This window comes from Streptomyces sp. NPDC059740, from assembly GCF_042733155.1.
In the GTDB taxonomy this organism is placed as follows: domain Bacteria; phylum Actinomycetota; class Actinomycetes; order Streptomycetales; family Streptomycetaceae; genus Streptomyces.
This window is the reverse complement of sequence record NZ_JBHWGP010000004.1, coordinates 41,774-68,079: the sequence shown is the minus strand read 5'-3', so window position 1 is coordinate 68,079 and position 26,306 is coordinate 41,774. Positions and strand designations below refer to the sequence as shown.

Annotated in this window: 20 protein-coding genes and 4 tRNA genes; 6 read left to right on the top strand and 18 right to left on the bottom strand. The window is 70.6% G+C overall.

The genetic code is table 11. From position 1 onward, the window contains the following. Nucleotides 1–230: 230 nt before the first annotated feature. The 10 genes from ACFV3R_RS06810 to ACFV3R_RS06765 all read right to left on the bottom strand — a co-directional run bounded on the left by ACFV3R_RS06810 (nucleotide 231) and on the right by ACFV3R_RS06765 (nucleotide 14,007). The gene (locus tag ACFV3R_RS06810; RefSeq protein WP_385577477.1) at nucleotides 231–4,145 is read right to left on the bottom strand and encodes a DNA-directed RNA polymerase subunit beta'; all 3,915 of its coding nucleotides are present in this window, start codon (nucleotides 4,143–4,145) and stop codon (nucleotides 231–233) included. A 158-nt stretch (nucleotides 4,146–4,303) separates the two neighbouring features. Beyond that, a complete protein-coding gene (gene rpoB / locus ACFV3R_RS06805; protein ID WP_385576674.1) occupies nucleotides 4,304–7,789 on the bottom strand; it encodes a DNA-directed RNA polymerase subunit beta in 3,486 nt (1,161 codons plus the stop codon). 721 nt (nucleotides 7,790–8,510) lie between these two features. Beyond that, entirely contained in the window at nucleotides 8,511–8,897 is a 387-nt protein-coding gene (gene rplL / locus ACFV3R_RS06800; RefSeq protein WP_385576671.1) for a 50S ribosomal protein L7/L12, read from the bottom strand. A gap of 87 nt (nucleotides 8,898–8,984) precedes the next feature. Further along, nucleotides 8,985–9,539: a 50S ribosomal protein L10 gene (gene rplJ / locus ACFV3R_RS06795; protein WP_385576668.1), complete on the bottom strand. Its 555-nt coding sequence runs from the start codon at nucleotides 9,537–9,539 to the stop codon at nucleotides 8,985–8,987. Nucleotides 9,540–9,898: 359 nt separating this feature from the next. Then, on the bottom strand, nucleotides 9,899–10,831 hold the full coding sequence (locus tag ACFV3R_RS06790) for a hypothetical protein (protein WP_385576665.1): 933 nt from the start codon (nucleotides 10,829–10,831) through the stop codon (nucleotides 9,899–9,901). A 229-nt stretch (nucleotides 10,832–11,060) separates the two neighbouring features. Next, nucleotides 11,061–11,777: a 50S ribosomal protein L1 gene (gene rplA, locus ACFV3R_RS06785; protein ID WP_385576662.1), complete on the bottom strand. Its 717-nt coding sequence runs from the start codon at nucleotides 11,775–11,777 to the stop codon at nucleotides 11,061–11,063. A 109-nt stretch (nucleotides 11,778–11,886) separates the two neighbouring features. Continuing rightward, nucleotides 11,887–12,321, bottom strand: a complete 435-nt coding sequence (gene rplK, locus ACFV3R_RS06780) for a 50S ribosomal protein L11 (protein WP_385576659.1) — start codon at nucleotides 12,319–12,321, stop codon at nucleotides 11,887–11,889. Nucleotides 12,322–12,508: 187 nt separating this feature from the next. Continuing rightward, nucleotides 12,509–13,408, bottom strand: coding sequence for a transcription termination/antitermination protein NusG (nusG, locus tag ACFV3R_RS06775; protein WP_385576656.1), 900 nt, complete (start codon nucleotides 13,406–13,408; stop codon nucleotides 12,509–12,511). Nucleotides 13,409–13,481: 73 nt separating this feature from the next. Next, nucleotides 13,482–13,823, bottom strand: coding sequence for a preprotein translocase subunit SecE (gene secE, locus ACFV3R_RS06770; RefSeq protein WP_385576653.1), 342 nt, complete (start codon nucleotides 13,821–13,823; stop codon nucleotides 13,482–13,484). Between the two features lie 111 nt (nucleotides 13,824–13,934). Further along, nucleotides 13,935–14,007, bottom strand: a tRNA-Trp gene (locus ACFV3R_RS06765). A gap of 231 nt (nucleotides 14,008–14,238) precedes the next feature. Between ACFV3R_RS06765 and ACFV3R_RS06760 the strand changes: the two genes are divergently transcribed. After that, nucleotides 14,239–15,498, top strand: a complete 1,260-nt coding sequence (locus ACFV3R_RS06760) for a pyridoxal phosphate-dependent aminotransferase (protein ID WP_385576650.1) — start codon at nucleotides 14,239–14,241, stop codon at nucleotides 15,496–15,498. A 170-nt stretch (nucleotides 15,499–15,668) separates the two neighbouring features. Continuing rightward, nucleotides 15,669–16,808 (top strand): adenosine deaminase, encoded by a 1,140-nt coding sequence (locus ACFV3R_RS06755; RefSeq protein WP_385576647.1) that lies wholly within the window; start codon nucleotides 15,669–15,671, stop codon nucleotides 16,806–16,808. 16 nt (nucleotides 16,809–16,824) lie between these two features. On the opposite strand, the gene ACFV3R_RS06750 is transcribed toward ACFV3R_RS06755, so the two are convergent. From ACFV3R_RS06750 to ACFV3R_RS06725, 6 genes are all read right to left on the bottom strand, one after another. Further along, on the bottom strand, nucleotides 16,825–17,880 hold the full coding sequence (locus tag ACFV3R_RS06750; RefSeq protein WP_385576644.1) for a UDP-N-acetylmuramate dehydrogenase: 1,056 nt from the start codon (nucleotides 17,878–17,880) through the stop codon (nucleotides 16,825–16,827). Between the two features lie 233 nt (nucleotides 17,881–18,113). Continuing rightward, nucleotides 18,114–18,545 carry a MaoC family dehydratase gene (locus tag ACFV3R_RS06745; RefSeq protein ID WP_385576641.1) on the bottom strand — a complete coding sequence of 144 codons (432 nt, stop codon included), beginning with the start codon at nucleotides 18,543–18,545 and terminating at the stop codon, nucleotides 18,114–18,116. 1 nt (nucleotide 18,546) lies between these two features. Beyond that, complete coding sequence (locus tag ACFV3R_RS06740) at nucleotides 18,547–19,002, bottom strand: MaoC family dehydratase N-terminal domain-containing protein (protein ID WP_385576638.1); 456 nt, start codon at nucleotides 19,000–19,002, stop codon at nucleotides 18,547–18,549. 178 nt (nucleotides 19,003–19,180) lie between these two features. Continuing rightward, a complete protein-coding gene (rpmG, locus tag ACFV3R_RS06735; RefSeq protein WP_004571794.1) occupies nucleotides 19,181–19,345 on the bottom strand; it encodes a 50S ribosomal protein L33 in 165 nt (54 codons plus the stop codon). An 89-nt stretch (nucleotides 19,346–19,434) separates the two neighbouring features. Beyond that, nucleotides 19,435–19,507 (bottom strand) — tRNA-Met (locus ACFV3R_RS06730). A 43-nt stretch (nucleotides 19,508–19,550) separates the two neighbouring features. Further along, nucleotides 19,551–19,623: transfer RNA gene (locus ACFV3R_RS06725), tRNA-Thr, on the bottom strand. A 293-nt stretch (nucleotides 19,624–19,916) separates the two neighbouring features. On the opposite strand from ACFV3R_RS06725, the gene ACFV3R_RS06720 reads away from it, so the two are divergent. From ACFV3R_RS06720 to ACFV3R_RS06710, 3 genes are all read left to right on the top strand, one after another. After that, nucleotides 19,917–21,179, top strand: coding sequence for an amidohydrolase family protein (locus tag ACFV3R_RS06720; protein WP_385576635.1), 1,263 nt, complete (start codon nucleotides 19,917–19,919; stop codon nucleotides 21,177–21,179). Nucleotides 21,180–21,275: 96 nt separating this feature from the next. Next, nucleotides 21,276–21,941: an NAD(P)H-binding protein gene (locus tag ACFV3R_RS06715; RefSeq protein ID WP_385576632.1), complete on the top strand. Its 666-nt coding sequence runs from the start codon at nucleotides 21,276–21,278 to the stop codon at nucleotides 21,939–21,941. A gap of 299 nt (nucleotides 21,942–22,240) precedes the next feature. Then, the gene (locus tag ACFV3R_RS06710; RefSeq protein WP_385576629.1) at nucleotides 22,241–24,199 is read left to right on the top strand and encodes a SpoIIE family protein phosphatase; all 1,959 of its coding nucleotides are present in this window, start codon (nucleotides 22,241–22,243) and stop codon (nucleotides 24,197–24,199) included. Nucleotides 24,200–24,213: 14 nt separating this feature from the next. Here the strand turns inward: ACFV3R_RS06710 and ACFV3R_RS06705 are convergent, their stop codons facing one another. Beyond that, nucleotides 24,214–25,125 carry a DUF3152 domain-containing protein gene (locus ACFV3R_RS06705; protein ID WP_385576625.1) on the bottom strand — a complete coding sequence of 304 codons (912 nt, stop codon included), beginning with the start codon at nucleotides 25,123–25,125 and terminating at the stop codon, nucleotides 24,214–24,216. Between the two features lie 464 nt (nucleotides 25,126–25,589). Beyond that, nucleotides 25,590–25,670: transfer RNA gene (locus ACFV3R_RS06700), tRNA-Tyr, on the bottom strand. Nucleotides 25,671–25,890: 220 nt separating this feature from the next. Between ACFV3R_RS06700 and ACFV3R_RS06695 the strand changes: the two genes are divergently transcribed. After that, nucleotides 25,891–26,304 (top strand): GntR family transcriptional regulator, encoded by a 414-nt coding sequence (locus tag ACFV3R_RS06695; RefSeq protein WP_385576622.1) that lies wholly within the window; start codon nucleotides 25,891–25,893, stop codon nucleotides 26,302–26,304. Nucleotides 26,305–26,306: the final 2 nt, after the last annotated feature.

The window sequence follows — 26,306 nt, the reverse complement described above, 5'->3', positions numbered from 1 at the left end:
GGAGTTGCCTGTCCTCCTCGGGGCCCAACCGGCTCCCACCGGCCCCGATCCCCCCGGCCACCTCCGGATCCGCCCTCACCGGCCCCACAGGCCCCCGCTCCCCCGGCCCCACCGCCGAGGCCGGAAGGGCGTGCGCCGGGCCCGGAGCAGGGCGCCCCCAACGCCGCAGGGCGGCCACCCCGGAGGATGACCGCCCTGCGCGTGGACCGCGGCCCCGAAGGGCCCGGACCTTACTGGTTGTACGGACCGTAGTCGTAGTCCTCCAGCGGGACCGCCTGGCCGGAACCGGTGCCGAAGGGCGAGTAGTCGATGTCGTCGTAACCGACGGCCGAGTACATCGCGGCCTTGGCCTCCTCGGTGGGCTCGACCCGGATGTTGCGGTAGCGGGACAGGCCCGTACCGGCCGGGATGAGCTTACCGATGATGACGTTCTCCTTGAGGCCGATGAGGCTGTCCGACTTGGCGTTGATCGCCGCGTCGGTCAGGACCCTCGTCGTCTCCTGGAAGGACGCCGCCGACAGCCAGGACTCGGTGGCCAGCGAGGCCTTGGTGATACCCATCAGCTGCGGACGGCCGGAGGCCGGGTGGCCACCCTCCGCCACGACCCGACGGTTCTCACCCTCGAACTTCGAGCGCTCCACCAGCTCGCCCGGCAGCAGCTCCGCGTCGCCGGACTCGATGATCGTCACGCGGCGCAGCATCTGCCGGATGATGATCTCGATGTGCTTGTCGTGGATCGCCACGCCCTGGCTGTTGTAGACCTTCTGGACCTCGCCGACCAGGTGGACCTGGACGGCACGCTGACCCAGGATGCGCAGCACGTCGTGCGGGTTGATGGCACCCACGGTCAGCGGCTGGCCCACGGTCACGTGGTCACCCTCGCCCACCAGCAGACGGGCACGCTTGGAGACGCCGTAGGCGGTCTCGTCGCTGCCGTCGTCGGGGGTCACGACGACCTTCTTGGTCTTCTCGGTCTCCTCGATGCGGACGCGGCCGGCCGCCTCCGAGATCGGGGCGACACCCTTGGGCGTACGGGCCTCGAAGAGCTCGACGACACGCGGCAGACCCAGGGTGATGTCGTCACCGGCCACACCACCGGTGTGGAAGGTACGCATCGTCAGCTGGGTGCCGGGCTCACCGATGGACTGGGCGGCGATGATGCCGACCGCCTCACCGATGTCGACCAGCTTGCCGGTGGCCAGCGAACGGCCGTAGCAGAAGGCGCAGGTGCCGACCGCCGACTCGCAGGTCAGGACCGAACGCGTCTTGACCTCCTCGACGCCGTGCGCGACCAGCTGGTCGATGAGCACGTCACCGAGGTCGACGTTGGCCGGCGCGATGACCTTGCCGTCGACGACGACGTCCTCGGCCAGCATGCGGGCGTAGACGCTGGACTCGACGTTCTCGGCCTTGCGCAGCACGCCGTCCGCGCCCTTGGACGCGATCCGCAGCTTCAGACCGCGCTCGGTGCCGCAGTCCTCCTCACGGATGATGACGTCCTGGGAGACGTCCACCAGACGACGGGTGAGGTAACCCGAGTCGGCGGTACGCAGCGCGGTGTCCGCCAGACCCTTACGGGCACCGTGCGTGGAGATGAAGTACTCCAGCACGGACAGACCCTCGCGGAAGGACGCCTTGATCGGCCGCGGGATGGTCTCGTTCTTGGCGTTGGACACCAGACCACGCATACCGGCGATCTGACGCATCTGCATCATGTTTCCTCGCGCACCGGAGTCCACCATCATGAAGATGGGGTTGGTCCGCGGGAAGTTGTCGTTCATCGCCTCGGCGACCTCGTTGGTCGCCTTGGTCCAGATGGAGATGAGCTCCTGGGTGCGCTCGTCCTTGGTGATCAGACCGCGCTCGTACTGCTTCTGGACCTTCTCGTCCTGGGCCTCGTAGCCCTCGACGATGCCCTTCTTGGCCTCGGGCACCACGATGTCGGAGACCGCGACGGTGACACCGGAACGGGTCGCCCAGTGGAAACCGGCCGCCTTCAGGTTGTCGAGCGTCGCCGCCACGATGACCTTCGGGTAGCGCTCGGCCAGGTCGTTGACGATCGCGGAGAGCTGCTTCTTGCCCACCGAGTAGTCGACGAACGGGTAGTCCTCGGGCAGCAGCTCGTTGAAGAGCGCACGGCCCAGGGTGGTCCGCAGGCGGAAGCCGTCGCCCGGCTGCCACTCCTGCGTCTCGAAGCCGTCCTCACCCTCGGCGGGCGCCTCCGGGGTCCAGCCGCGCGGCGGGATGGTGCCCACCGGGAAGCGGATGTCGACCTTCGCCTGGAGCGAGAGCTCACGGGCGTCGAAGGCCATGATGGCCTCGGCGACCGAGCCGAAGGACCGGCCCTCGCCGATGACCTCGCGCTCCTCCTCGTCGGTGGTGAGGAAGAACAGGCCCAGCACCATGTCCTGGGTCGGCATGGTGACCGGACGGCCGTCGGCCGGCTTGAGGATGTTGTTCGAGGACAGCATCAGGATGCGGGCCTCGGCCTGCGCCTCCGCGGAGAGCGGCAGGTGGACGGCCATCTGGTCACCGTCGAAGTCCGCGTTGAACGCGGTGCAGACGAGCGGGTGGATCTGGATGGCCTTGCCCTCGACCAGCTGCGGCTCGAAGGCCTGGATGCCGAGGCGGTGCAGCGTGGGCGCACGGTTCAGCAGAACCGGGTGCTCCGCGATGACCTCTTCCAGCACGTCGTAGACGACCGTGCGGCCGCGCTCGACCATGCGCTTGGCCGACTTGATGTTCTGCGCGTGGTTGAGGTCCACCAGGCGCTTCATCACGAACGGCTTGAAGAGCTCCAGCGCCATGGCCTTGGGCAGACCGCACTGGTGCAGCTTGAGCTGCGGGCCGACGACGATGACGGAACGCGCCGAGTAGTCGACTCGCTTGCCCAGCAGGTTCTGACGGAAGCGGCCCTGCTTGCCCTTGAGCATGTCGGACAGCGACTTCAGCGGACGGTTGCCGGGGCCCGTGACCGGGCGGCCGCGGCGGCCGTTGTCGAAGAGCGCGTCGACGGCCTCCTGGAGCATGCGCTTCTCGTTGTTCACGATGATCTCGGGCGCACCGAGGTCGAGAAGGCGCTTCAGGCGGTTGTTGCGGTTGATGACGCGGCGGTACAGGTCGTTGAGGTCGGAGGTCGCGAAGCGGCCACCGTCCAGCTGCACCATCGGACGCAGGTCCGGCGGGATGACCGGGATGCAGTCCAGCACCATGCCGTTGGGGCTGTTGCGGGTCTGCAGGAACGCCGAGACGACCTTGAGGCGCTTGAGCGCACGGGTCTTCTTCTGGCCCTTGCCGGTCCGGATGATCTCGCGGAGCTTCTCGGCCTCCTCGTCGAGGTCGAAGGACTCCAGGCGCTTCTGCAGCGCCGCGGCGCCCATGCCGCCCGAGAAGTAGGTGCCGAAGCGGTCGCGCAGCTCGCGGTAGAGCAGCTCGTCGCCCTCGAGGTCCTGGACCTTGAGGTTCTTGAAGCGGTTCCACACCTCGTCGAGGCGGTCGATCTCGCGCTGCGCGCGGTCGCGGAGCTGCTTCATCTCGCGCTCGGCGCCCTCGCGCACCTTGCGGCGCACGTCGGCCTTGGCGCCCTCGGCCTCCAGCTCGGCGAGGTCCGTCTCGAGCTTCTTGGCGCGGGCCTCCAGGTCGGCGTCGCGGCGCTGCTCGACCTGCTGGCGCTCCACGGAGACGTGCGCCTCCAGGGAGGGCAGGTCACGCGTGCGGCGCTCCTCGTCGACCCAGGTGATCATGTAGGCGGCGAAGTAGATGACCTTCTCGAGGTCCTTCGGCGCCAGGTCCAGCAGGTAGCCGAGGCGGCTCGGCACACCCTTGAAGTACCAGATGTGCGTGACGGGCGCGGCGAGCTCGATGTGGCCCATGCGCTCACGGCGCACCTTGGCGCGGGTCACCTCGACGCCGCAGCGCTCGCAGATGATGCCCTTGAAGCGGACGCGCTTGTACTTACCGCAGTAGCACTCCCAGTCCCGGGTGGGGCCGAAGATCTTCTCGCAGAAGAGGCCGTCCTTCTCGGGCTTGAGGGTGCGGTAGTTGATGGTCTCCGGCTTCTTGACCTCACCGTGGGACCACTGACGGATGTCGTCAGCGGTGGCCAGGCCAATCCGCAGCTCGTCGAAGAAGTTGACGTCGAGCACTGTCGTCAATCCCTCTTTCAGGGTTGTGCCCACCCGCCGGAGCGGGCTCGGGCGCTTCATCGTGGTCTGGGGGTCCGGATGGGGGTCTCTCCCCACGGGCTGGGTCGCCCGGGGAGAGGCCGGGGCTCACGCTCGCGCGCGGGCCCCGGCCAGACCCGTCAGACCTCTTCGACGCTGGTCGGCTCGCGCCGGGACAGGTCGATTCCGAGCTCTTCCGCGGCACGGAAGACGTCCTCGTCGGTGTCGCGCATCTCGATGGACATGCCGTCCGAGGACAGCACCTCCACGTTGAGGCAGAGCGACTGCATCTCCTTGATGAGGACCTTGAAGGACTCGGGGATGCCGGGCTCGGGGATGTTCTCGCCCTTGACGATCGCCTCGTAGACCTTCACACGGCCGGTGACGTCGTCGGACTTGATCGTCAGGAGTTCCTGGAGCGCGTAGGCGGCGCCGTACGCCTCCAGCGCCCACACCTCCATCTCACCGAAGCGCTGACCACCGAACTGCGCCTTACCACCCAGCGGCTGCTGCGTGATCATGGAGTACGGGCCGGTCGACCGGGCGTGGAGCTTGTCGTCGACCAGGTGGTGCAGCTTGAGGATGTACATGTACCCGATGGAGATCGGGTCCGGGAACGGCTCACCGGAGCGGCCGTCGAACAGGTTGGCCTTGCCGGACGGCTGGACCATGCGGTCGCCGTCGCGGTTGGGCAGCGTGTTGGAGAGCAGACCGGTCAGCTCGTCCTCACGGGCACCGTCGAAGACCGGCGTCGCCACGTTGGTGCGCGGCTCGACCTGGTCGGCGGCGATGCCCTGCAGACGCTGGGCCCAGTCCTCGCCGAGCTGGGAGACGTCCCAGCCCTGGCTGGCGAGCCAGCCGAGGTGGATCTCCAGGACCTGTCCCGGGTTCATCCGGGACGGGACACCCAGCGGGTTGAGGATGATGTCGACCGGGGTGCCGTCCTCCAGGAACGGCATGTCCTCGACCGGCAGGATCTTGGAGATGACGCCCTTGTTGCCGTGACGGCCGGCGAGCTTGTCACCGTCGGTGATCTTGCGCTTCTGGGCCACGTAGACGCGGACGAGCTGGTTCACGCCCGGGGGCAGCTCGTCGCCCTCCTCGCGGTCGAAGACGCGCACGCCGATGACCTTGCCGGTCTCACCGTGCGGCACCTTCAGGGAGGTGTCGCGGACCTCGCGGGCCTTCTCACCGAAGATCGCGCGCAGCAGGCGCTCCTCCGGGGTCAGCTCGGTCTCGCCCTTGGGCGTGACCTTGCCGCAGAGGATGTCGCCGTCGCGGACCTCGGCACCGATGCGGATGATGCCGCGCTCGTCGAGGTCGGCCAGGACCTCCTCGGAGACGTTCGGGATGTCCCGGGTGATCTCCTCGGGGCCGAGCTTGGTGTCACGGGCGTCGACCTCGTGCTCCTCGATGTGGATCGAGGAGAGGACGTCGTCCTGCACGAGGCGCTGCGACAGGATGATCGCGTCCTCGTAGTTGTGGCCCTCCCACGGCATGAACGCCACGAGGAGGTTCTTGCCGAGCGCCATCTCGCCCTCGTCCGTGGACGGACCGTCGGCGAGCACCTGGCCCACGATCACCCGGGCGCCCTCGTCCACGACAACCTTCTGGTTGAAGGAGGTGCCCTGGTTGGAGCGGGTGAACTTGGCGACCCGGTAGGTGGTGTAGGTGCCGTCGTCGTTGGCGACCGTGACGTAGTCCGCGGAGACCTCCTGGACCACACCGTCCTTCTCGGCCTTGATGACGTCGCCGGCGTCGACCGCGCAGCGGTACTCCATGCCGGTGCCCACCAGCGGCGACTCCGCCTTGATGAGCGGCACGGCCTGGCGCATCATGTTCGATCCCATGAGCGCGCGGTTGGCGTCGTCGTGCTCGAGGAACGGGATCATCGCGGTCGCGGCCGACACCATCTGGCGCGGCGAGACGTCCATGTAGTCCACGTCGCCCTGGGCCGCGAGGTCGACCTCGCCACCACGGCGGCGGCACATCACACGGGCCTCGGCGAACTGCATGTCCTCGGTGAGGGGCGCGTTCGCCTGCGCGATGAGGAAGCGGTCCTCCTCGTCGGCGGTCAGGTAGTCGACCTGCTCGGTGACCCGGCCGTCGACGACCTTGCGGTACGGCGTCTCGATGAAGCCGAAGACGTTGACCCGGCCGTAGGAGGCGAGCGAGCCGATCAGACCGATGTTCGGGCCTTCCGGCGTCTCGATCGGGCACATGCGGCCGTAGTGCGAGGGGTGCACGTCACGGACGTCCAGGCCGGCCCGCTCACGGGAGAGACCACCCGGGCCCAGCGCCGAGAGGCGGCGCTTGTGGGTCAGACCCGACAGCGGGTTGGTCTGGTCCATGAACTGGGACAGCTGGCTGGTGCCGAAGAACTCCTTGATGGAGGCGACGACCGGCCGGATGTTGATCAGCGTCTGGGGCGTGATCGCCTCGACGTCCTGGGTCGTCATGCGCTCGCGCACGACGCGCTCCATCCGGGCCAGACCCGTACGGACCTGGTTCTGGATGAGCTCGCCGACGTTGCGCAGACGACGGTTGCCGAAGTGGTCGATGTCGTCGGTCTCGACGACGATCGTCCGGCCCTCGGGGGTGACCGTCTCGGTCTCACCGGCGTGCAGCTTGACCAGGTACTTGATGGTCGCGATGACGTCCTCGGTGGTGAGCACGCCGGCGTCCAGCGGCTCGTCCCCGCCGAGCTTCTTGTTGACCTTGTAGCGGCCGACCTTGGCCAGGTCGTAGCGCTTGGGGTTGAAGTAGAGGTTCTCCAGCAGCGTCTGCGCGGCCTCGCGCGTGGGCGGCTCGCCCGGACGCAGCTTGCGGTAGATGTCGAGCAGCGCGTCGTCCTGGCCCTGGGTGTGGTCCTTCTCCAGGGTGGCGCGCATGGACTCGTACTCGCCGAACTCCTCAAGGATCTGCTCGGTGGTCCAGCCGAGAGCCTTCAGGAGGACGGTGACGGACTGCTTGCGCTTGCGGTCGATGCGCACACCGACCATGTCGCGCTTGTCGATCTCCATCTCCAGCCAGGCACCCCGGGACGGGATGATCTTGGCGGAGTAGATGTCCTTGTCGGACGTCTTGTCGATCTGGGAGTCGAAGTAGACGCCCGGGGAGCGCACGAGCTGCGAGACGACGACACGCTCGGTGCCGTTGATGACGAAGGTGCCCTTGTTGGTCATGAGCGGGAAGTCGCCCATGAAGACCGTCTGGGACTTGATCTCGCCGGTCTCGTTGTTCGTGAACTCGGCGGTGACGAAGAGCGGGGCCGCGTACGTGAAGTCGCGCTCCTTGCACTCGTCGATGCTGTTCTTCGGGGGCTCGAAGCGGTGGTCGCGGAACGTCAGCGACATCGACCCGGAGAAGTCCTCGATCGGGGAGATCTCTTCGAAGATCTCCTCCAGACCGGACTTGGTGGGGACGTCCTGACCGGACTCCAGCGCAGCCTCGACGCGACCCTTCCATGCGGCGTTGCCGAGCAGCCAGTCGAAGCTTTCGGTTTGCAGCGCGAGAAGGTTGGGAACCCCGAGGGGCTCCTTGATCTTCGCAAAGGAAATGCGCAGCGGGGCGGTGCTGTCGCCGTTGTTCGTATTGGCAGTCGAGGCGTTGCGCGAGGCGGCCAAGAGGGGGTCCTTCCGAGGGCTCGGACTCACTACGCGCGTACCGGTCCCGCATCTGCGCATCGACGGAAGGCCCAGGTCAGGGCGGCGACCATGCGATGTTTGATGTCGGGTATGCCCCTGGTGACGGGCAGGGGGCAGCTAACAGGCAGCGCAAAGGGTCAGTGTAGCCACATGGCCCACTGATGTCCAGCGCATGTCCGAGCGAGAGCTCCGCAGCGTCGTGATGCCGGTCCTCTCCCTCCGCCACTCACCCCCACCCGGGGGCGTGTGGGTGTTCTCGACGCTTCCGCGTCGAGGTGCCCTGTCGAGCCTCTGCCGTACCGCGCCGCGTGCTCCTCGAGACCGCCGCGATCTTCAGCTGTCAACGCCCTCTGCGCCTGTCGCATGCCCTGCGCCCACAGGGGGCGCACCACGATGCTTCCCTGTTCGTCGACGATCCATGCCTCGGAGTGTGAATCGCCTGTGACGCAGCGGATGCCGCGTCCTGAGAATTGCGCGCTGCGTGCGGTTCGTCAAGGGCCCGCTCCCTGGAAGATCACCCTGGAGCGCGCCACCGTCGGGCAACGAAGATCACCCTACCCGCAACGGCGCCCGGTGGACGCATGCGTCACCACCACGCCCAAGGGCGACCACCCGCATGGGTGATCGCCCTTGGTGGTGTCCGGTGTACGCGGCGGTACGCCACGACACGCGGACAGGAAGAGTCAGGAGACTCCTGAGGTCACTTGACCTCGACGGAGGCGCCGGCGCCCTTGAGGGACTCGGCGGCCTTGTCGGCCTGCTCCTTGTTGACCTTCTCCAGGACCGGCTTCGGGGTGCCGTCCACGAGGTCCTTGGCCTCCTTCAGACCCAGGGAGGTCAGCTCACGCACGACCTTGATGACCTGGATCTTCTTGTCGCCCGCACCGGTGAGGATGACGTCGAACTCGTCCTTCTCCTCCTCGGCGGCGGCGGCCGGGGCACCCGGGGCGCCGGCGGCGGCAACGGCGACCGGGGCGGCGGCCTCGACGTCGAACTTCTCCTCGAAGGCCTTCACGAACTCGGAGAGCTCGATGAGGGTCATCTCCTCGAACTGCGCGAGCAGGTCTTCCTGGCTGAGCTTCGCCATGGTGGCGGTCCTTCCACTAATTCGGCTGGTGCCGGGTGTACATGTGTGGCGGGCGTACTTCGGGCCCGCTGGGACGACGGGGAGGTGTTACTCCGCGTCGGCCTCGGCGGGAGCCGGCGTACCGGCACCGCCCTGCTCGACCTTGCTGCGAAGCGCGTCCGCGGTGCGGGCGAACTTCGTGAGCGGGGCCTGGAAGGTCGCCGCGGCCTTGGCCATGGACGCCTTCATGCCACCCGCCAGCTTGGCGAGCAGAACCTCGCGGGACTCGAGGTCCGCAAGCTTCTTGACCTCGTCGGCGGAGAGCGCCTTCCCTTCGAAGACACCCCCCTTGATGACGAGGGCGGGGTTCTCCTTGGCGAAGTCACGAAGACCCTTCGCCGCCTCGACCGGGTCCCCGGTCACGAAGGCGACAGCGGTCGAGCCCTTGAGCTGCTCGTCCAGCTGGATCCCGACCTCGTTGGCCGCGATCTTGGTCAGCGTGTTCTTCACCACACGGTACTGAGCGTTCTCACCGAGCGAACGGCGCAGCTCCTTGAGCTGCGCAACGGTAAGACCGGTGTACGCGGTCACCACAGCAGCGTTGGAGTCACGAAACTTGTTCGTCATCTCCTCGACGGCTGCGACCTTGTCGGGCCTCGCCATGAGCCTCGGCCTCCTTCCGGGTGATGAGGACCGCGCAGAAGGGGCTGGGCAAAACAAACGCCCCGGCGCAGGCGCACGGGGCTCAGCTCAACCAGGCATGGAATGCCGGGGAGTTGTTCCTCAAGACACCTGCGCAGGCCGTCCGCAGCTAGCGGATCCTTCGGCCCCGCCCACCTTGCGGACAGACGAGAGCAACCAGCGGTCTTTGGCTTCGCGCTTACGGTACGGGACCGGACGCCCCGGGAGCAAATCCGGCCCGTCGGTGCGGCCACGGGCCGCCGCAGTCCGGTCCCTCTTCCCCCGAAAGCTGCGAACAGGTGTCGTCCCCGACCACCGGCAGCGGTCGGGGACGACGGATGTCAGGAAGCGCCGTCCATGTGGGCCGGGTCCAGCACCTGGTCGGCGGGCGGCAGAGTCGGGGTGACCGGCTTCTCGCTGTAGTCGGAGTACGTGGCGGTCATGGTCGTGGTGTCCTTCTTGGCCCCCATCACGACCTTCGTCTTCACCGGCAGGTTGTCGGAGTTGAGCCACACATCGACCTTGTAGTCCTTGATCCCGGCCTGCTTCACGGCCTCCAGGACCTTCTTGCGCTGCGCACCGTCGCTGCCACCGAACGCCTTGCTGTCCTTCAGCACCTGCTCCACCGGGATGTCCCCGCGGTAGTGGACCGCCTGCACGCCGTTCACCGTCTCCTCGCCGACCTTCTTGACCTCGGGCGAGTCCACCAGGACGCCGAGCTGCTTGGCGGGGTTCTGGTCGAGGTTGCGGACGGCTCCCGACGAGGCACTGCTGGGCGCCTGGGCGCCCGCCTTGCTGAGGGCGTCGAGGTCGAACTTCATCCACCGCTTGCCGTCGGTCTCCTGCCCGGACTTGGCGCCCAGGTCCATGTACATGACCCCGTCAGCCTCGATCATGCGGCTTCCGGCGGAGTCACCGCCCGCTGCGTCCAGAACACCGCCGGAAGCCTTGAGGTCCATGGCTGCCGGCTGCCAGCCCAGGCTGCCGTCGAGCGTCATGCTCCCGCTCGCGCTGCTGCTGCCACCGGTGGACACCGTCATGTGGACGTGCGCCGACTTCACCTTGTTGACGGCGGTGTAGGCGGCGCGCACCGCCTGGCCCCCGTCCTGCTCCTGCTGCGCTGAGGCGGACGGCTTCCCGGCGCCCTTGTCGGCGTGCGCCTTGCCGTCGTCGCACGCGGAGACCCCTGCGGCGAGCAGTGCCGCGGTGAGCACCGCACCGCCCCCTCGGATGCCCCGGCGTACCCGCGACGGCATGGTCCGGTTCGTCCTCATGTCCCCACCCCTGGTGTCCGTGGCCGCTGCTTCGGCGGCTCCCCGTTACGACGTGGGTCGCCAACCGGCCTCGGTGGACCGGGCCGTGGCGACCTGCTCAACGATTCCGACACTAACGCACGGTTCGGCGGCCTCCGTGCAAAGACCCCGGCCCCACCACCCTCCGGGGAGGGTGGTGGGGCCGGGGTCCGTACCGCTTCCGGCGCTCAGCGCACCGTCGGCCGTCCGATCAGACGGTCTCGTCCTCGACGAGGAGGTTGCGGGTGCGGTTGGCGTCCAGGGGGATGCCGGGGCCCATCGTGGTGGTGATGGTGGCCTTCTTGATGTACCGGCCCTTCGCCGCGGACGGCTTCAGACGGGAGATCTCCTCCAGCGCCGCCGCGTAGTTCTCCACCAGCTTGGTCTCGTCGAAGGAGACCTTGCCGATGATGAAGTGCAGGTTCGCGTGCTTGTCGACACGGAACTCGATCTTGCCGCCCTTGATGTCGGTGACGGCCTTGGCGACGTCGGGGGTGACGGTGCCGGTCTTCGGGTTCGGCATCAGACCACGCGGGCCGAGCACGCGGCCGAGGCGGCCGACCTTGCCCATGAGGTCCGGGGTGGCGACGACGGCGTCGAAGTCCAGCCGGCCCTTGGAGACCTCGTCGATCAGTTCGTCCGCACCGACGATGTCGGCGCCGGCGGCTTCCGCGGCCGCGGCACGGTCACCGGTCGCGAAGACCAGGACCCGGGCGGTCTTACCGGTGCCGTGCGGGAGGTTCACGGTGCCGCGGACCATCTGGTCGGCCTTGCGCGGGTCGACGCCCAGACGCATGGCGACCTCGACGGTCGCGTCGAACTTGACGGACGCGGTGTCCTTGGCGAGACGGACGGCCTCGAGGGGGGCGTACAGACGCTCCCGGTCGACCTTCGCGTCAGCGTTGCGAAGAGTCTTGCTGCGCTTCACTTCTGCTCCTGAGCAGTTCGTGTCCGCACGGGCGCACCGCGCGGAGAGTTCGGAGTCGTGGTGCGGGCCAGCGCCTGGCCCTGCCACGGGTGCCTGAGGGGCGGGAGCCTCAGCCCTCGACGGTGATGCCCATGGAACGGGCGGTGCCGGAGATGATCTTCTCGGCGGCGTCGAGGTCGTTGGCGTTCAGGTCGGGCATCTTGGTCGTGGCGATCTCACGGACCTGGTCGCGCGTGATCTTGGCGACCTTGGTCTTGTGCGGCTCGCCGGAGCCCTTGTCCACGCCCGCGGCCTTCAGGATGAGCTTCGCGGCCGGCGGCGTCTTGGTCACGAAGGTGAAGGAGCGGTCCTCGTAGACCGTGATCTCCACCGGCACGACCATGCCGCGCTGCGACTCGGTCGCGGCGTTGTAGGCCTTGCAGAACTCCATGATGTTCACGCCGTGCTGACCCAGCGCGGGGCCGACCGGCGGGGCCGGGTTGGCGGCGCCGGCCTGGATCTGGAGCTTGATGAGCCCCGTGACCTTCTTCTTCTTGGGAGGCATGCTCTCTCCGGGTCCTAGTGAGAGGTGTTGCGCCTGCCGTCCTGAAATTGGACGCAGGCATACCGCACAACGATAACGGGTATGGCTGTACGACCAAAAACCAACAGGTCAGCCCGGCCGCGAGGACCGGACCGACCTGTTGGAAGCGGCGGTGGGCCGACGGCCGGAGTCCGGCCGCCGAAGCCGGCTAGTTCTTCTGGATCTGGTCGAAGCTCAGCTCGACCGGCGTCTCCCGACCGAAGATCTCCACGAGCCCCTTGACCTTCTTGGAGTCCGGGTTGATCTCGTTGATGGTGGCCTGGAGCGTGGCGAAGGGACCGTCGGTGACGGTGACCGAGTCGCCGACCTCGAAGTCGAGGACCTGGACCTCCAGCTTGCGCGCCGGCGCCGGCTTGCCCTCGGCCTCGGCCGCCTCCTTGGCCGCCTTCTCCTCGGCCTCGGGGGCGAGCATCTTGACGATCTCGTCCAGGGTCAGCGGGTAGGGGTCGTAGGCGTTGCCGACGAAGCCGGTGACACCCGGCGTGTTGCGCACGACGCCCCAGGACTCGTTGGTGAGGTCCATGCGGACGAGGACGTAACCGGGCAGCTTGTTCTGCCGGACGTTCTTCCGCTCCCCGTTCTTGATCTGGACGATCTCTTCCTCGGGGACCTCGGCCTGGTAGATGAACTCCTCGACGTTCAGCGAGACGGCACGCTGCTCGAGGTTGGCCTTCACGCGCTTCTCGTAGCCCGCGTAGGTGTGGATCACGTACCACTCGCCGGGCAGGGTGCGCAGCTCCTCGCGGAGCGCGGCGATCGGGTCGACCGCCTCTTCCTCTTCCTCGGCCTCGGGCGCAGCGTCCTCAGCGGTCTCGGCGCCGGCCTCGACGTCGGACTCCACGGTGAGCGCCGCCTCCTCGGCGGGCTCCCCGGCCTCGGCGTCCTCGGCCGCCGGGCCCTCGGAGTCGCCGCCTTCGGTGGCGTCGGCGTTCTCGACGATCTCCTGAGCGGTGTCGTCGCCCTCGACCTCGGCCGAGACGGCCGCGTCCACGTCGGCCTCTTCGGCCGCGACGGGCTCGGCGGCGTCGTTCAGGTTCGGGTCAGACACGTGGCTGCTTCTTCCTGGCTACAAGGGGTTGAACATGCGAAAGAGTGCCCTCGCGGGGCACTCTCCGCGGGGATCACCCGAAGACGTACTTGACGACCTCGTTGATTCCCAAGTCAATCACGGTTACGAGACCGATGACGACGGCGACGAAGACGATCACCACGGTCGTGTAGGTGGTCAGCTGTCCCCGCGTAGGCCAGACGACCTTCCGCAGCTCCGCGATGATCTGCCGGTAGAAGAGCCCGAGACGGGCGAGCGGGCCTTTCTTGGCGCGCTTCCCACCCTTGCGGGACTTCTTGGTCTCGGCTTCGGTGGACTCGTCGGTCCCGACGTTGTCAGAGCTCACGGGCTTCTCAGGCTCACTCTCCGAGCGACCACGCTCAGGCATGTCGATGGAGCCCAGGGCGTCCGTCACTCGTCCTCACCTGAATCCGGGGTCGTGGCCGTGCCGCGCCCGGTGGTGCCGCACGGCGGGGGTGCATTGCTGTACGTACGCGTGCACGCACCCCGGGTGAGGTGCGTGTAGCAGGGCCGGAGGGACTTGAACCCCCAACCGCCGGTTTTGGAGACCGGTGCTCTACCAATTGAGCTACGACCCTTTGTGACGACCAACCTACCGTATGCGACGGAGTGCTTCGTGTCTGCCGCTCTGCGGTCGGTGGGTGCCGACGGTCGATGAGTGTACGTGTTTCCAGCGCGGGCGTCGAACGAACATCACCGCCCGTCCCTCCCGGAAGGGGCGCGGTGGCGGTGGAGAACGGCACGGGGCTGCCCGCCTGCTCCCGGAAACCGGTGTGTCGGGCGGGTTGCCGTTCTGCGACGATGCAGGCATGAGCGCTGCAACTTCCCCCGAAGGTTCCCCCGAGCCGCCCGTGCAGTCCCCGACCCAGCGCCGGGTGTCCGCCCGCGTCGGTTCGATCTCGGAGTCCGCCACCCTCGCGGTCGACGCCAAGGCCAAGGCCCTCAAGGCCGCCGGGCGTCCGGTGATCGGTTTCGGCGCCGGCGAGCCCGACTTCCCCACCCCCGGTTACATCGTCGACGCCGCCGCCGAGGCGTGCCGGGACTCGAAGTACCACCGCTACACGCCCGCCGGCGGCCTCCCCGAGCTGAAGGCGGCCATCGTCGCCAAGACCCGGCGCGACTCCGGCTACGAGATCGAGCCGGCCAACGTGCTGGTGACCAACGGCGGCAAGCAGGCCATCTACGAGGCGTTCGCCGCCATGCTGGACCCGGGCGACGAGGTCATCGTCCCCGCCCCGTACTGGACCACCTACCCCGAGTCGATCCGGCTGGCCGGCGGTGTGCCGGTGCCGGTCGTCGCCGACGAGACCACCGGATACCGCGTGGACGTCGAGCAGTTGGAGGCGGCCCGCACCGAGCACACCAAGGTCCTGCTGTTCGTCTCGCCGTCCAACCCGACGGGTGCGGTCTACAGCCGCGAGCAGATCGAGCGCATCGGCCGCTGGGCCGCCGAGCACGGCCTGTGGGTGATGACCGACGAGATCTACGAGCACCTGGTCTACGGGGACGCCGAGCACCACTCGCTGCCCGTGGTGGTGCCCGAGCTGCGCGACCGCTGCGTGGTCGTCAACGGCGTGGCCAAGACGTACGCCATGACGGGCTGGCGGGTCGGCTGGGTGGTGGGGCCGAAGGACGTCGTCAAGGCGGCCACCAACCTCCAGTCGCACGCCACCTCCAACGTCGCCAACGTCTCGCAGGCCGCCGCGGTCGCGGCGCTCACCGGTGACCTGACGGCGGTGGACGAGATGAAGACCGCGTTCGACCGGCGCCGCCGCACGATCGTGCGCATGCTGAACGAGATCGACGGCGTGGTCTGCCCGGAGCCGGAGGGTGCCTTCTACGCGTACCCGTCGGTGAAGGGCGTGCTGGGCAAGGAGATCCGCGGACGCCGGCCGGCGACCAGCGTGGAGCTGGCGGAGGTGATCCTGGAGGAGGCCGAGGTCGCCGTCGTCCCGGGCGAGGCCTTCGGCACCCCCGGCTACCTGCGGCTGTCCTACGCACTGGGCGACGAGGACCTCACCGAGGGCATCTCGCGCGTCCAGAAGCTGCTGGCCGAGGCGCGCGACTGAGCCGCGCCGCAGCCGCCTGAACGGGCCGTGCCCCCGCTGCCGTGCGGGGCGCGGCCCGTCACCGTCCTGCGCTCCCCGTGGTGGCGGCCAGCCGTTCGAGCCGCTCCCCGATGGGAGGCGTTCCGGGGCGGCCCTACCGGTCGGGGCCGTACGTGCGGCAGTATCGGTCAATGGACAGCGTGCACCTCTCCGACCGCAGCACCACGGACACCCGGAAGCCCTCGGGCGTCGTCGGCGGTGCGTCCCCGTCCCGCCCGGTCCGCGAGGCCGCCCGCCCCGGCGGCGCTCCGCGCACTGCCCCGCGTGACCTGCGGCGCCTGCCCAAGGCCCATCTGCACCTGCACTTCACGGGGTCGATGCGGCCGGGCACGCTGCTGGAGCTGGCCGACAAGTACGGCGTCCACCTGCCGGAGGCGCTGCGGGGCGGTGAGCCGCCGAAGCTGCGGGCCACGGACGAGCGCGGCTGGTTCCGCTTCCAGCGCCTCTACGACGCCGCCCGCTCCTGCCTGCGGTCCCCCGAGGACGTGCAGCGGCTGGTGCGTGAGGCGGCCGAGGAGGACGTGGCCGACGGCGGGCGGTGGCTGGAGATCCAGGTGGACCCGACCTCGTACGCACCGCGGCTGGGCGGTCTGACCCCGGCTCTGGAGATCATCCTGGACGCCGTGGACAGCGCCTCCCGTGAGACGGGGCTCGGCATGCGCGTGGTGATCGCCGCGAACCGGATGAAGGACCCCCTGGAGGCGCGGACGCTGGCCCGGCTGGCGGTGCGCAACCGGGACCGCGGCGTCGTCGGTTTCGGCCTCTCCAACGACGAACGGCGCGGTTTCGCAAGGGACTTCGACCGGGCCTTCGCCATCGCCCGGCAGGGCGGGCTGATCGCGGCGCCGCACGGCGGGGAGCTCGCGGGGGCGGCGAGCGTCCGCGACTGCCTGGACGACCTGGACGCGCGCCGGGTGGGTCACGGGGTGCGCGCCGCGGAGGACCCGCGACTGCTGGCGCGGCTGGCCGAGCGCGGGGTGACCTGCGAGGTCTGCCCCGCCTCCAACGTGGCTCTGGGCGTCTACGACAAGCCGCAGGACGTGCCGCTGCGGACGCTGTGGGAGGCCGGGGTGCCGATGGCGTTGGGCGCGGACGACCCCCTGCTCTTCGGTTCCCGGCTCGCGGCCCAGTACGAGGGGGCCCGGGAGGTCCACGGCTTCACCGACGAGGAGGTGGCCGAGCTGGCCCGGCAGTCGGTCCGGGCGTCGGTGATGCCCGACGAGGTCCGCGCACAGGTGCTGGCGGACATCGACGCGTGGCTGGTGCAGTAACGCGGCGGGCCGCCCCTCAGAGCGCGCAGCCCACCGTCACCGGTTCGTTGACGAGGGTGATGCCGAAGGCCGCGTGGACGCCGTCGCGCACCTCGCGGGCGAGGGCCAGCAGGTCCTCGGTGGTGGCGTGGCCCCGGTTGGTGAGAGCCAGGGTGTGCTTGGAGGAGATGCGGGCCGGGCCGTCCCCGTAGCCCTTGGCGAAGCCTGCGCGGTCGATGAGCCAGGCCGCCGAGGTCTTCACCCGGCCGTCGCCCGCCGGGAAAGCAGGGGGCGCCACGTCGGCGCCGAGGCGGGTGCGGACCCGCTCCAGGAAGTCCTGGTGGGCCTCGGGGCTGAGGATCGGGTTGGTGAAGAACGAGCCGGCCGACCAGGTGTCGTGGTCCTCGGGGTCCAACACCATGCCCTTGCCGGCGCGCAGTTTCAGCACGGTCTCGCGGGCGGTGGCGACCGGGACGCGCTGTCCGGCCTCGACGCCGAGGACGCGGGCGGTCTCGGCGTAGGCGATGGGGGCGGAGAGCCCGTCGGCGTCCTCCAGCGCGAAGCGGACGCGCAGGACGACGTAGCGGTCGGGGTCCTCCTTGAAGCGGCTGCTGCGGTAGGAGAAGCGGCACTCGGCGCCGGAGAGGGTGACCCGTTCGCCGGAGCGGCGGTCGTAGGCGACCACCTCGGAGATGGTGCTGGACACCTCCTGGCCGTACGCCCCGACGTTCTGGATGGGGGTGGCGCCCGCGGAGCCGGGGATTCCGGCCAGGCACTCGACACCTGCCAGACCGGCTTCCACGGTGCGGGCGACGGCCTCGGACCAGTTCTCGCCGGCGGCCAGCTCCAGGTGGGTGCCCTCCAGCCGGAAGCCGGCGGTGGCGATGCGTACGGCGGTGCCCTCGAAGCCCTTGTCCCCGATGACGAGGTTGCTGCCGCCGCCGATCAGGAGCAGCGGGGTGCCCGCCGCGTCCGCCTCGCGGACGGCTGCCACCACCTCCTCGTCGGTGGTCGCGGTCACCAGGCGGTGGGCCGGGCCGCCGAGCCGGAAGGTGGTGAACGGGGCGAGGGGGGCGTCGTGGGTCTCCTGCACGCGGACCAGCGTAACCGTCCCGGGCGCGGGCGCCTCCTGACCGGGACGGCGACCCGCCTCCGCCCGGGGCGCGGCCCGCACCTCAGGCGGCGGCGGGCGGACCCGGCGCGTGGCCGGCCGGGTGAGGCGAGGTGGAGCGCCCCGCCTCACCCGAACCGGTGGAACCGTGGCGGAGGCAGGCGGCGTGCCGCTCGTCACCGGGAGGCTGCGGGCCGGGCCCGCAGCCCTCGGAGTCAGGCCAGGCGGACGGTGGCGCGGGACATGCCCAGCACCTTCTCGCCGCCGCTGGTGGCGGTGAGGTCGACGCGGACGGTGCGCGCCTCGTCGTCCTTGGCCGCGACCTTGCCGCTGACCTCGACGGTCACACCCGTGTCGTCGTCGGGGACCGCGACCGGCCGGGTGAAGCGCACGCCGTACTCGACGACCGAGCCGGGGTCGCCCGCCCAGTCGGTCACCACGCGGGCGGCCTCGGCCATGGTGAACATGCCGTGGGCGATGACGCCGTCCAGCCCGACCTGCTGGGCGATGCGCTCGCTCCAGTGGATCGGGTTGAAGTCGCCGGAGGCACCGGCGTAGCGCACCAGGGTGTCGCGCCGGACGGGGAAGGTCTGCGCCGGCAGCTCGGTGCCGACCTCGACGTCCTCGTAGGAGACCTGGGCGGCCATCTCAGCTCCCTTCCCCGGAGGCCGGGGCCACCAGCTTGGTGTACGCCGAGACGACGTGTTCGCCCAGCGCGTCGTGGACGTCGCCGCGGACGTCGATGATGTCGTTGCCCGCCATGGTGCGGGCGGACTCGACGGTGGAGGTCACCGTCAGCCGGTCGCCGGCGCGCACCGGACGGGTGTAGACGAACCGCTGGCCGCCGTGGACGAGGCGGGTGTGGTCGAAGCCGAACTCGGGGTCGGTGACGACCTGTGCCACGGCGCGGTAGCTGAGGGTGAAGGCGAAGGTGGGCGGGGCGACCAGGTCAGGGTGGCCCAGGGCCTTCGCCGCCTCGACGTCGGTGTAGGCGGGGTTCTCGTCGCCGATCGCCGCGGCGAACTCGCGGATCTTCTCCCGGCCCACCTCGTAGGGTTCGGTGGGCGGGTAGGTCCGTCCGACAAAGGACTGGTCGAGCGCCATCCGCTCGCAACCTCCAATATCTGCGGGGCGGCGCCGTCCGGCTCCGGACGGCGCCGTGGCCGGGTGTCCCTGCCGCCCGGCGGTGGACGGTGCGCCCCGGGGGCGGACCGGACCGGCCGGCGTCAGGAACGACGCGAGGCCGCCCCCAGAGTGGGGACGGCCTCGACGACGAGCCTTTTCAGCGCGTTTCGCGGTGCGCGGTGTGCGCGTTGCAGCGCGGGCAGTGCTTCTTCATCTCCAGGCGGTCCGGGTCGTTACGCCGGTTCTTCTTGGTGATGTAGTTCCGCTCCTTGCACTCCACGCAGGCCAGCGTGATCTTCGGGCGGACGTCAGTGGCAGCCACGTGAGTGCTCCTCGACGGACGGGTTGATGATATGAACGCAGAATAGAGTAGCCGATTGAAGGACTGAGCCCGCAATCGGCTACCGTCAGTAGCGGTGACCGGACTTGAACCGGTGACACAGCGATTATGAGCCGCTTGCTCTACCGACTGAGCTACACCGCTGCGATGCCTCGAACCCCGTCTTGCGACGGGAGTCGTGCACCAGAGCCCCAATACGGAATCGAACCGTAGACCTTCTCCTTACCATGGAGACGCTCTGCCGACTGAGCTATTGGGGCGAGCGATGAAGACATTACACGGCCCGCCGCGAAACGTGAAATCCGTATCCGCGGCGTCCCGGGGGCCGCGCCGCCCCTCGACCAGGGCACCCCTCCCGGCCGCCCCGGCGGTCCCCACCCGGCCCAGACTCCGCACCCGTCCCAGGTCAGCGCTGCGGAGGGCTGCGTTCCGCCGCTCGGGCGCTCCGGCGCACCACGCCGGTACGACAAATGCCTCCTGCGCCGGGCGCCACTGTGCGCGCCCTACTCTTCGAGACGCTGCGTGATCACGCCCGGCACTGAGTAGGAGCACGATGTCCGACAGCAGTCAGCCGCAGCCGAAGAACCCCGACGGTGGCTCAGGACAGGCCTCCGGTGCCGCCCGGTCCGACGGATCGTCGCTGGTGCTGTGCGGCGCCCGCCTGGCCGACGGCCGCACCGTCGACGTCACACTGGGCCACGGCCGCATCGAGGCGGTGGGCACCGCCGGCAGCCTCGCCTCCCGGGGCGCCCGGGTGGACCTGGCCGGGTACCTGCTCCTGCCCGCACCGGCGGAACCCCACGCCCACTGCGACACCGCGCTGACGGCCGGCGACGACTCCCCGGGCACCTCGCTCGCCGAGGTCCGCCGCCGCACCACCGAGGCGGCGCTGCTCCACCTGGGCCACGGGGCGACGGCGGTCCGCTCCCACGTGCGGATCGGGGACGTGACGGGCCTGCTCTCGCTCCAGGCCGTGATCCAGGCCCGGCGCTCCCTGCACGGCCTGGTGGACCTCACCCCGGTCGCCGTGCCCAGGCTGCTCACCGGCTCGGCCGGCGCCGAGGGGCTGGCGCTGCTGCGCGACGCGGTGGAGATGGGGGCGAGCGTCGTGGGCGGCTGTCCCGACCTCGACCCCGACCCGATCGGGTACGTGGAGGCGGTCCTCCAGGTGGCCGCCGAGCACGGTTGCGCCGTGGACCTGCACACCGACGCGGCCGACCCGGTGCGCCTGACCCGCATCGCCGCCATGGCGGGAGGGCTGCGGCCGGGCGTGGCCCTCGGGCCGGGCGGCGGCCTGGCCCGGCTGCCGGAGGCGGTGGCCGGGCGTACCGCTGAGCAGCTGGCGGCGGCCGGCATCACGGTGGTCTGCCTGCCCCAGGGGGACTGCTCGGGGCTGGAGGGCGGAGCCCGGCCGGCCCGGAGCGCCCCCGTCCGGTTGCTGCGTGCGGCCGGGGTGCGGGTGGCGGCGGGCAGCGGCGCACTGCGGGACGCCGCCAACCCGGTCGGCCGCGGGGACCCGTTGGAGGCGGCCTACCTGCTGGCCTCCCTCGGCGAGGCCTCCCCGGAGGAGGCGTTCGGCATGGTCTGCTCTCAGGCACGGGCGGCGATGGGGCTGCCGGAGGTCCGGGTCGAGGCCGGCTTCCCCGCGGAACTGCTGGCCGTCCGGGGCGACCGGCTGAGCTCCGCGCTGTCCCTGGCGTACAGCCGCGTGGTGGTCCACCAGGGCCGGGTGGTCGCCCGTACCAGCGCGGTGCGGGAGTACTGCGACTCCGCCACCACCGCGGCGCTGGACCTGCCGCGCCAGTCCCAGCGCTGAGGCGGGCCGCTCCCCCGGCCCGTCAGCGCACCCGCGAGCTGCCGGGCGGGGCGCACGGCGCGCGCCCGGTGCCGGGGCAGGCGTACGGTCGGGATCATGCGCATCGTGATCGCAGGAGGACATGGTCAGATCGCGCTCCGGCTGGAGCGGTTGCTCGCCGGGCGCGGTGACGAGGTGGCGGGGGTGGTCCGCCGCCCCGAGCAGGCGGGCGATCTGCTGTCCGCCGGTGCCGAACCGGTGGTGTGCGACCTGGAGACGGCGACCGCCGGTGACCTCACCCGGCACCTGGAGGGCGCCGACGCCGCGGTGTTCGCCGCCGGCGCCGGACCCGGCAGCGGCGTGGAGCGCAAGGAGACCGTCGACCGGGCGGCGGCCGCCCTCTTCGCGGATGCGGCCGAGGCGGCCGGCGTGCGGCGCTTCCTTGTCGTCTCGGCGATGGGCACCGACCGCGAGCCGCCGGAGGGCACCGATCCGGTCTTCGCCGCCTACCTGCGCGCCAAGGCCGCGGCCGACGAGGACGTCCGGTCCCGGTCCGGCCTGGACTGGACGATCCTGCGCCCCGGCCGCCTCACCGACGAGCCCGGCACCGGGCGGGTGCGCCTCGCGCGCTCGACCGGGCGCTCGGACGTCACCCGTGACGACGTGGCGGCCGTGCTCCTCGCGCTGCTGGACGAGCCGCGCACGGCCGGTATGACGCTGGAGCTGGTCGGCGGCGAGGTACCGGTGACCGAGGCGGTGCGGACGGTCGTGGCGGCGGGCTGAGCCGGAGAACGTGACCTGGCGGCGGCCCCGGTTCCGGACGGCCGCGCCGCCGACCGGAGCAGCCCGGCGCAAGGAGCGGCCCCGGCGGGGTACTCCTCCCCGGGGAGCCGGTCGCCCGGGGCCGTGCACGCTCCCCCGCGTTGCGGCGGACGGACCACGCGGTGGAGGCCGGAGGAGTGATGTCGCGGGAAGAGGCGGACGGGCGGCGGTGTCCCGGCGGGGCCGGGCCTGGGGCCGGGGGCCCCGGTGACGGGCCCCTGCCGGGAGCCGGGGCGTGGCCGGGTCCGCCTCCGCCGGAGGTGCCGGCGGAGGCCGACCGGGCCCTGGTGCCGCCGGGCGCCGAGCGGGCCGTCGCGCTGAACGACGCGGAACGGCTGGCGGCGCTGCACGAGGCGGGCCTGTCGGCGAGTCCCGACCCGGGCATGGACCGCTTCACGCGGCTGGTGTCGCGGATCCTGGGCACCCCGGTGGCCCTGGTGTCGATGGTGGAGCGGGACCACCAGGTCTTCCCCGGCATGGTGGGCCTGGCCGAGCCGTGGGCCTCCACCCGTACCACGCCGCTGAGCCACTCCCTGTGCATGCACGTCACCGCCTCCGGGCGGCCTCTGGTCCTGCCCGACGTCCGGGAGGACGCCAGGACCCGTCTCAGCGAGGCCATCCACGACCTCGGTGTGGTGGCCTACGCCGGCGTGCCGCTGACCGACCCGCGCGGCCACACCCTCGGCTCCCTGTGCGCCATCGACACCAAACCCCGGCAGTGGACGGAGCAGGAGCTCAGCGACCTCTGCGACCTGGCGGCGGCGTGCAGCGCCGAACTGCACCTGCGCATCGCCACGCTCCACTCCGGTCGCTCCGAGCTGCTGGCCGCCGAGGCGCGGGAGCGGGCCGAGCACTCCCAGGCGACGGCCGAGACCGCCCTGCGGCGTTCGGAACTGCTGCTGCGGGCGGCGGCCGAGCTGGGGGACGCGGCGGGGCTCCAGGACGTGCGCCGGGCACTGCGGGACGTGGTGAGCGGGGGCCTGAACCCCAGTTACGTCGGCCTGGCGCTGACGGAGGACACCCGGCTGGTCCGCGTCGGCGACCCGGACCAGGCGTTCCCGCTGGAGACCGACCACCCGACGTACACGCTGGAGTCGGGCTGGCCCACGGCCGAGGCGGTCCGTACCCGGCGCATGGTGGTGGTGCCCGACCGCAGGACGCTGGTGGACGGGTACGGGGCGGAGGCCGTGGCGGGGTTCGACTCGCTCGGCCTCGAAGCGGCTGTCGGCGTGCCGCTGCTGGGCACCCGGGGAACGCTGGGCTGCCTGGTGCTGGGCTGGGACAGTCCCCACCCGGTCGATGTCCAGGAGCGGGCGGTGCTCTCGTCCGTCGCCGGCTACACCGCCCAGGCGGTGGAACGCGCGCAGTACGTCGAGGACCGGATCAGTGTCTCGCGCCGGCTGCAGGAGGCGATGCTCACCGAGTTGCCGGAGGTCGAGGGCCTGGAGCTGGCGGCCGTCTACCGCCCGGCCGCCCGGGAGGAGATGGTCGGCGGCGACTGGTACGACGCCTACCGCGTGCACGGCCCGCAGTCCGCGCCTGCGGCCGAGCCCACGGACGCGGACACGGCCAGCGACACCCAACTCGCGGTTACCGTCGGCGACATCACCGGCCACGACCTGCACGCGGCCACCGTCATGGGGCAGTTGCGCAGCATGCTTCGCCAGGCCGACGTCGACCACGGCGGGTTGAGCCCGGCCCGTGCCCTGGACGCGCTGGAGTCCGCCTGCGCCACCCTCCCGCTGTCGGCCAGCGGTTCGCTGGTCCACGCGCACCTGGCGACGGTGGCCGACGGCTGGCGTCTGACCTACACCAACGCCGGGCACCCGCCGCCACTGCTGTCGCTGCCGGACGGCCGGGTCGAGCGCCTGCTGCCGCACGACCGGCTCCTCCACCCGGACCTGCCGCCGACCTCACGCACCGCACGGCAACGGCTGCTGCCCTTCGGCTCCACCCTGCTGCTCTACACCGACGGCCTCGTCGAGCGCCCCGGCGGTGACATCGACGAGAGCATCGACCGCGCCGCCACGCTCCTGGGCCGTGCGAGGGCTCTGCCGCTGACGGAGCTGGTCACCCACCTGGCGGACGAGCTGGCCGGGCACGAGGCCGGGGACGACGTGGTGCTGCTGGCGCTGCGGGTTCCGGAGCCTCCCGCCGCCCACCGCGGCCGGGCCCGCGCCGGGGCACCGGACGACACGCCGGACCACGGCCGCGGGTGAGCGGTCGGACCGGGTCACACGGGCGGCCCGGTGACGAAGTCACCGTTCTTGTCGTAGGGCCAGGCGTTGGCGACGCACCCGTGCAGGCCCTTGATCTGCTGCATCATCACGGGAGCCAGTTGTCCGGGGCCGGGGCAGGTCACGTGCGAGTGGCCGAGGAAGTGCCCCATCTCGTGGTTGATGATCAGCGCCCGGTAGTCGTGGATCGGTCCGTCGAAGGTCGGCGAGCCCTCGACCCAGCGCTTGAGGTTCACCACCACCCCGCCGGGGACCTCGCAGTTGTACTCGCCTCCGGTGTCCTGGTGGATGCCCGCCCAGCACAGGGAGTCCGCCGTCCCCGCTGTCGCGATCTTCACCGTGAGGTCGTGCGGCGCTCCCGCGCTCACCAGTTGGAACGCGTGGTCCGGATCGTGGGTCCAGCCCCGCGGCGCGGCGAGTATCCCGGCGATCTCCTGCGCCGCCTGGGACGGCGAGACCTCCAGGCCGGCCTCGACCTCCACGACGTAGCGCAGCGGATGGGAGCCGCTGCCCACTGTCGCGCCACTGGCCTTCGCGGTGACGAACGTCCCGCTGCCCGTAGGCGGAACATCGATCTTGGGCTTGGTCTCGGTCCTGGTCCGGCTCGGGGCGGGAGTGGGCGACTGTGTCGGGGTGGGTGTGGCCGCGGGGCTGGGTGACGTGAGGGGCGTGGGGGCGAGGTGCGCGCTCGGCCGGCGCGGTGCGCCGCTGACGGCGACGCTGCGTCCGCCTCCCAGGAAGTACGTCGCCAGACCCAGCAGGCCGACGGTCACCAGCGTGCCGAGCAGCAGGCTCCGGCGGCGCGGACGTCCCCGGCGGTGGGAGGACCGGCGCCGGCGGCCGCCGCGGCGAACGGCCGCGGTGCTGCCGGTGGGGAGTGCGGAGGACCGCTGTCGTGCCGAGTGCATGGCAACTCAACCTGGTCGCTCCAGATGACCACCATGAGCCCGGACTGTCACGAAGGAGTAACTGCACAGGGTTCGCGGACGGTTTGCAGGTGGATTGCGGGCGGTTTGCGGGCGTCGGCTCACTACGCGGACCGCGCCACCCGCGCCTCCCGCCCCGTTGCGATCGTCTGTGTGACGGCCCCGAGGCGGGCTCTCCGTACGGCACCCCCACCTCGGCCCGAACCGCCGGCCCCTGTCTCCAAGGCCACGCCGACCCTCTCACCGAGGCGCCTGTGACGCCGACGGGCTGAGGGAACAGCGGGGGCGCACCTGGGGGAGGCACCGGCCCCGCGATCTTCTCCGTGCCGGGACAAGGAGGCATAGGACGCACTTTTCGCCCGGGCCCCGTAAGCGCTGCCCGGGAAGAGCGAGAAACCCCTCCCTACCCGCTGTTTCAGCAGGGAGGAAGGGGTTTCCACATCCTGTGGCGGCGCCAGGATTCGAACCTGGGAAGGCTGAGCCGGCAGATTTACAGTCCCCGCCATGCGGTCGCCAGAACCCCAGCCTGACCAGCGCGGGAGCACCAGCAGAAGACCCGCGACGCTCCTGCCGTCCACAGGTCGTCCACGGGCCCCCGGGACGGCCGCGACCGCGCGGCTGACCCGACAAGAGGAACAGGCACGGGAGGTACCCACATCAGGTGCAAAACTGAACTGGACGCGGAACCACAAGACGGCAGAGGAGTTGTCGGTGCCACGATCCAGTCCACGCGGAACCTACCTTCAGGTGGCCCAAGCTCTGAGGGAGCGCATCACGAACGGGGTCATCACCGAGCGACTCCCCTCCGAGGCGGCCATTGCGGAAGAGTTCACCATCGCGCGGACGACGGTCCGGCGCGCCCTCGCAGCACTGGAGTCAGAAGGGCTGATCGAGTCCGCGCCGGGGATCGGCCGGAGGGTCGTCGCCGGCACACCGCCGGGAGCACCCTACGAGCGGATCCGCAACGACATCGCCGAGCAGATCCGCGACGGCCGACTGAGCATCGGGGACCGCTTGCCCTCTGAGAATCAGCTCGCAGAACAGCACGGGGTGTCTCGGGGCACCGTGCAACGGGCCCTTGCCACCCTCGAAGCGGCTGGCCACGTTGAGTCTCGCCAGGGCGTGGGCAGAGTCGTACGAGCGGCACCAGACGAGAGGTGACT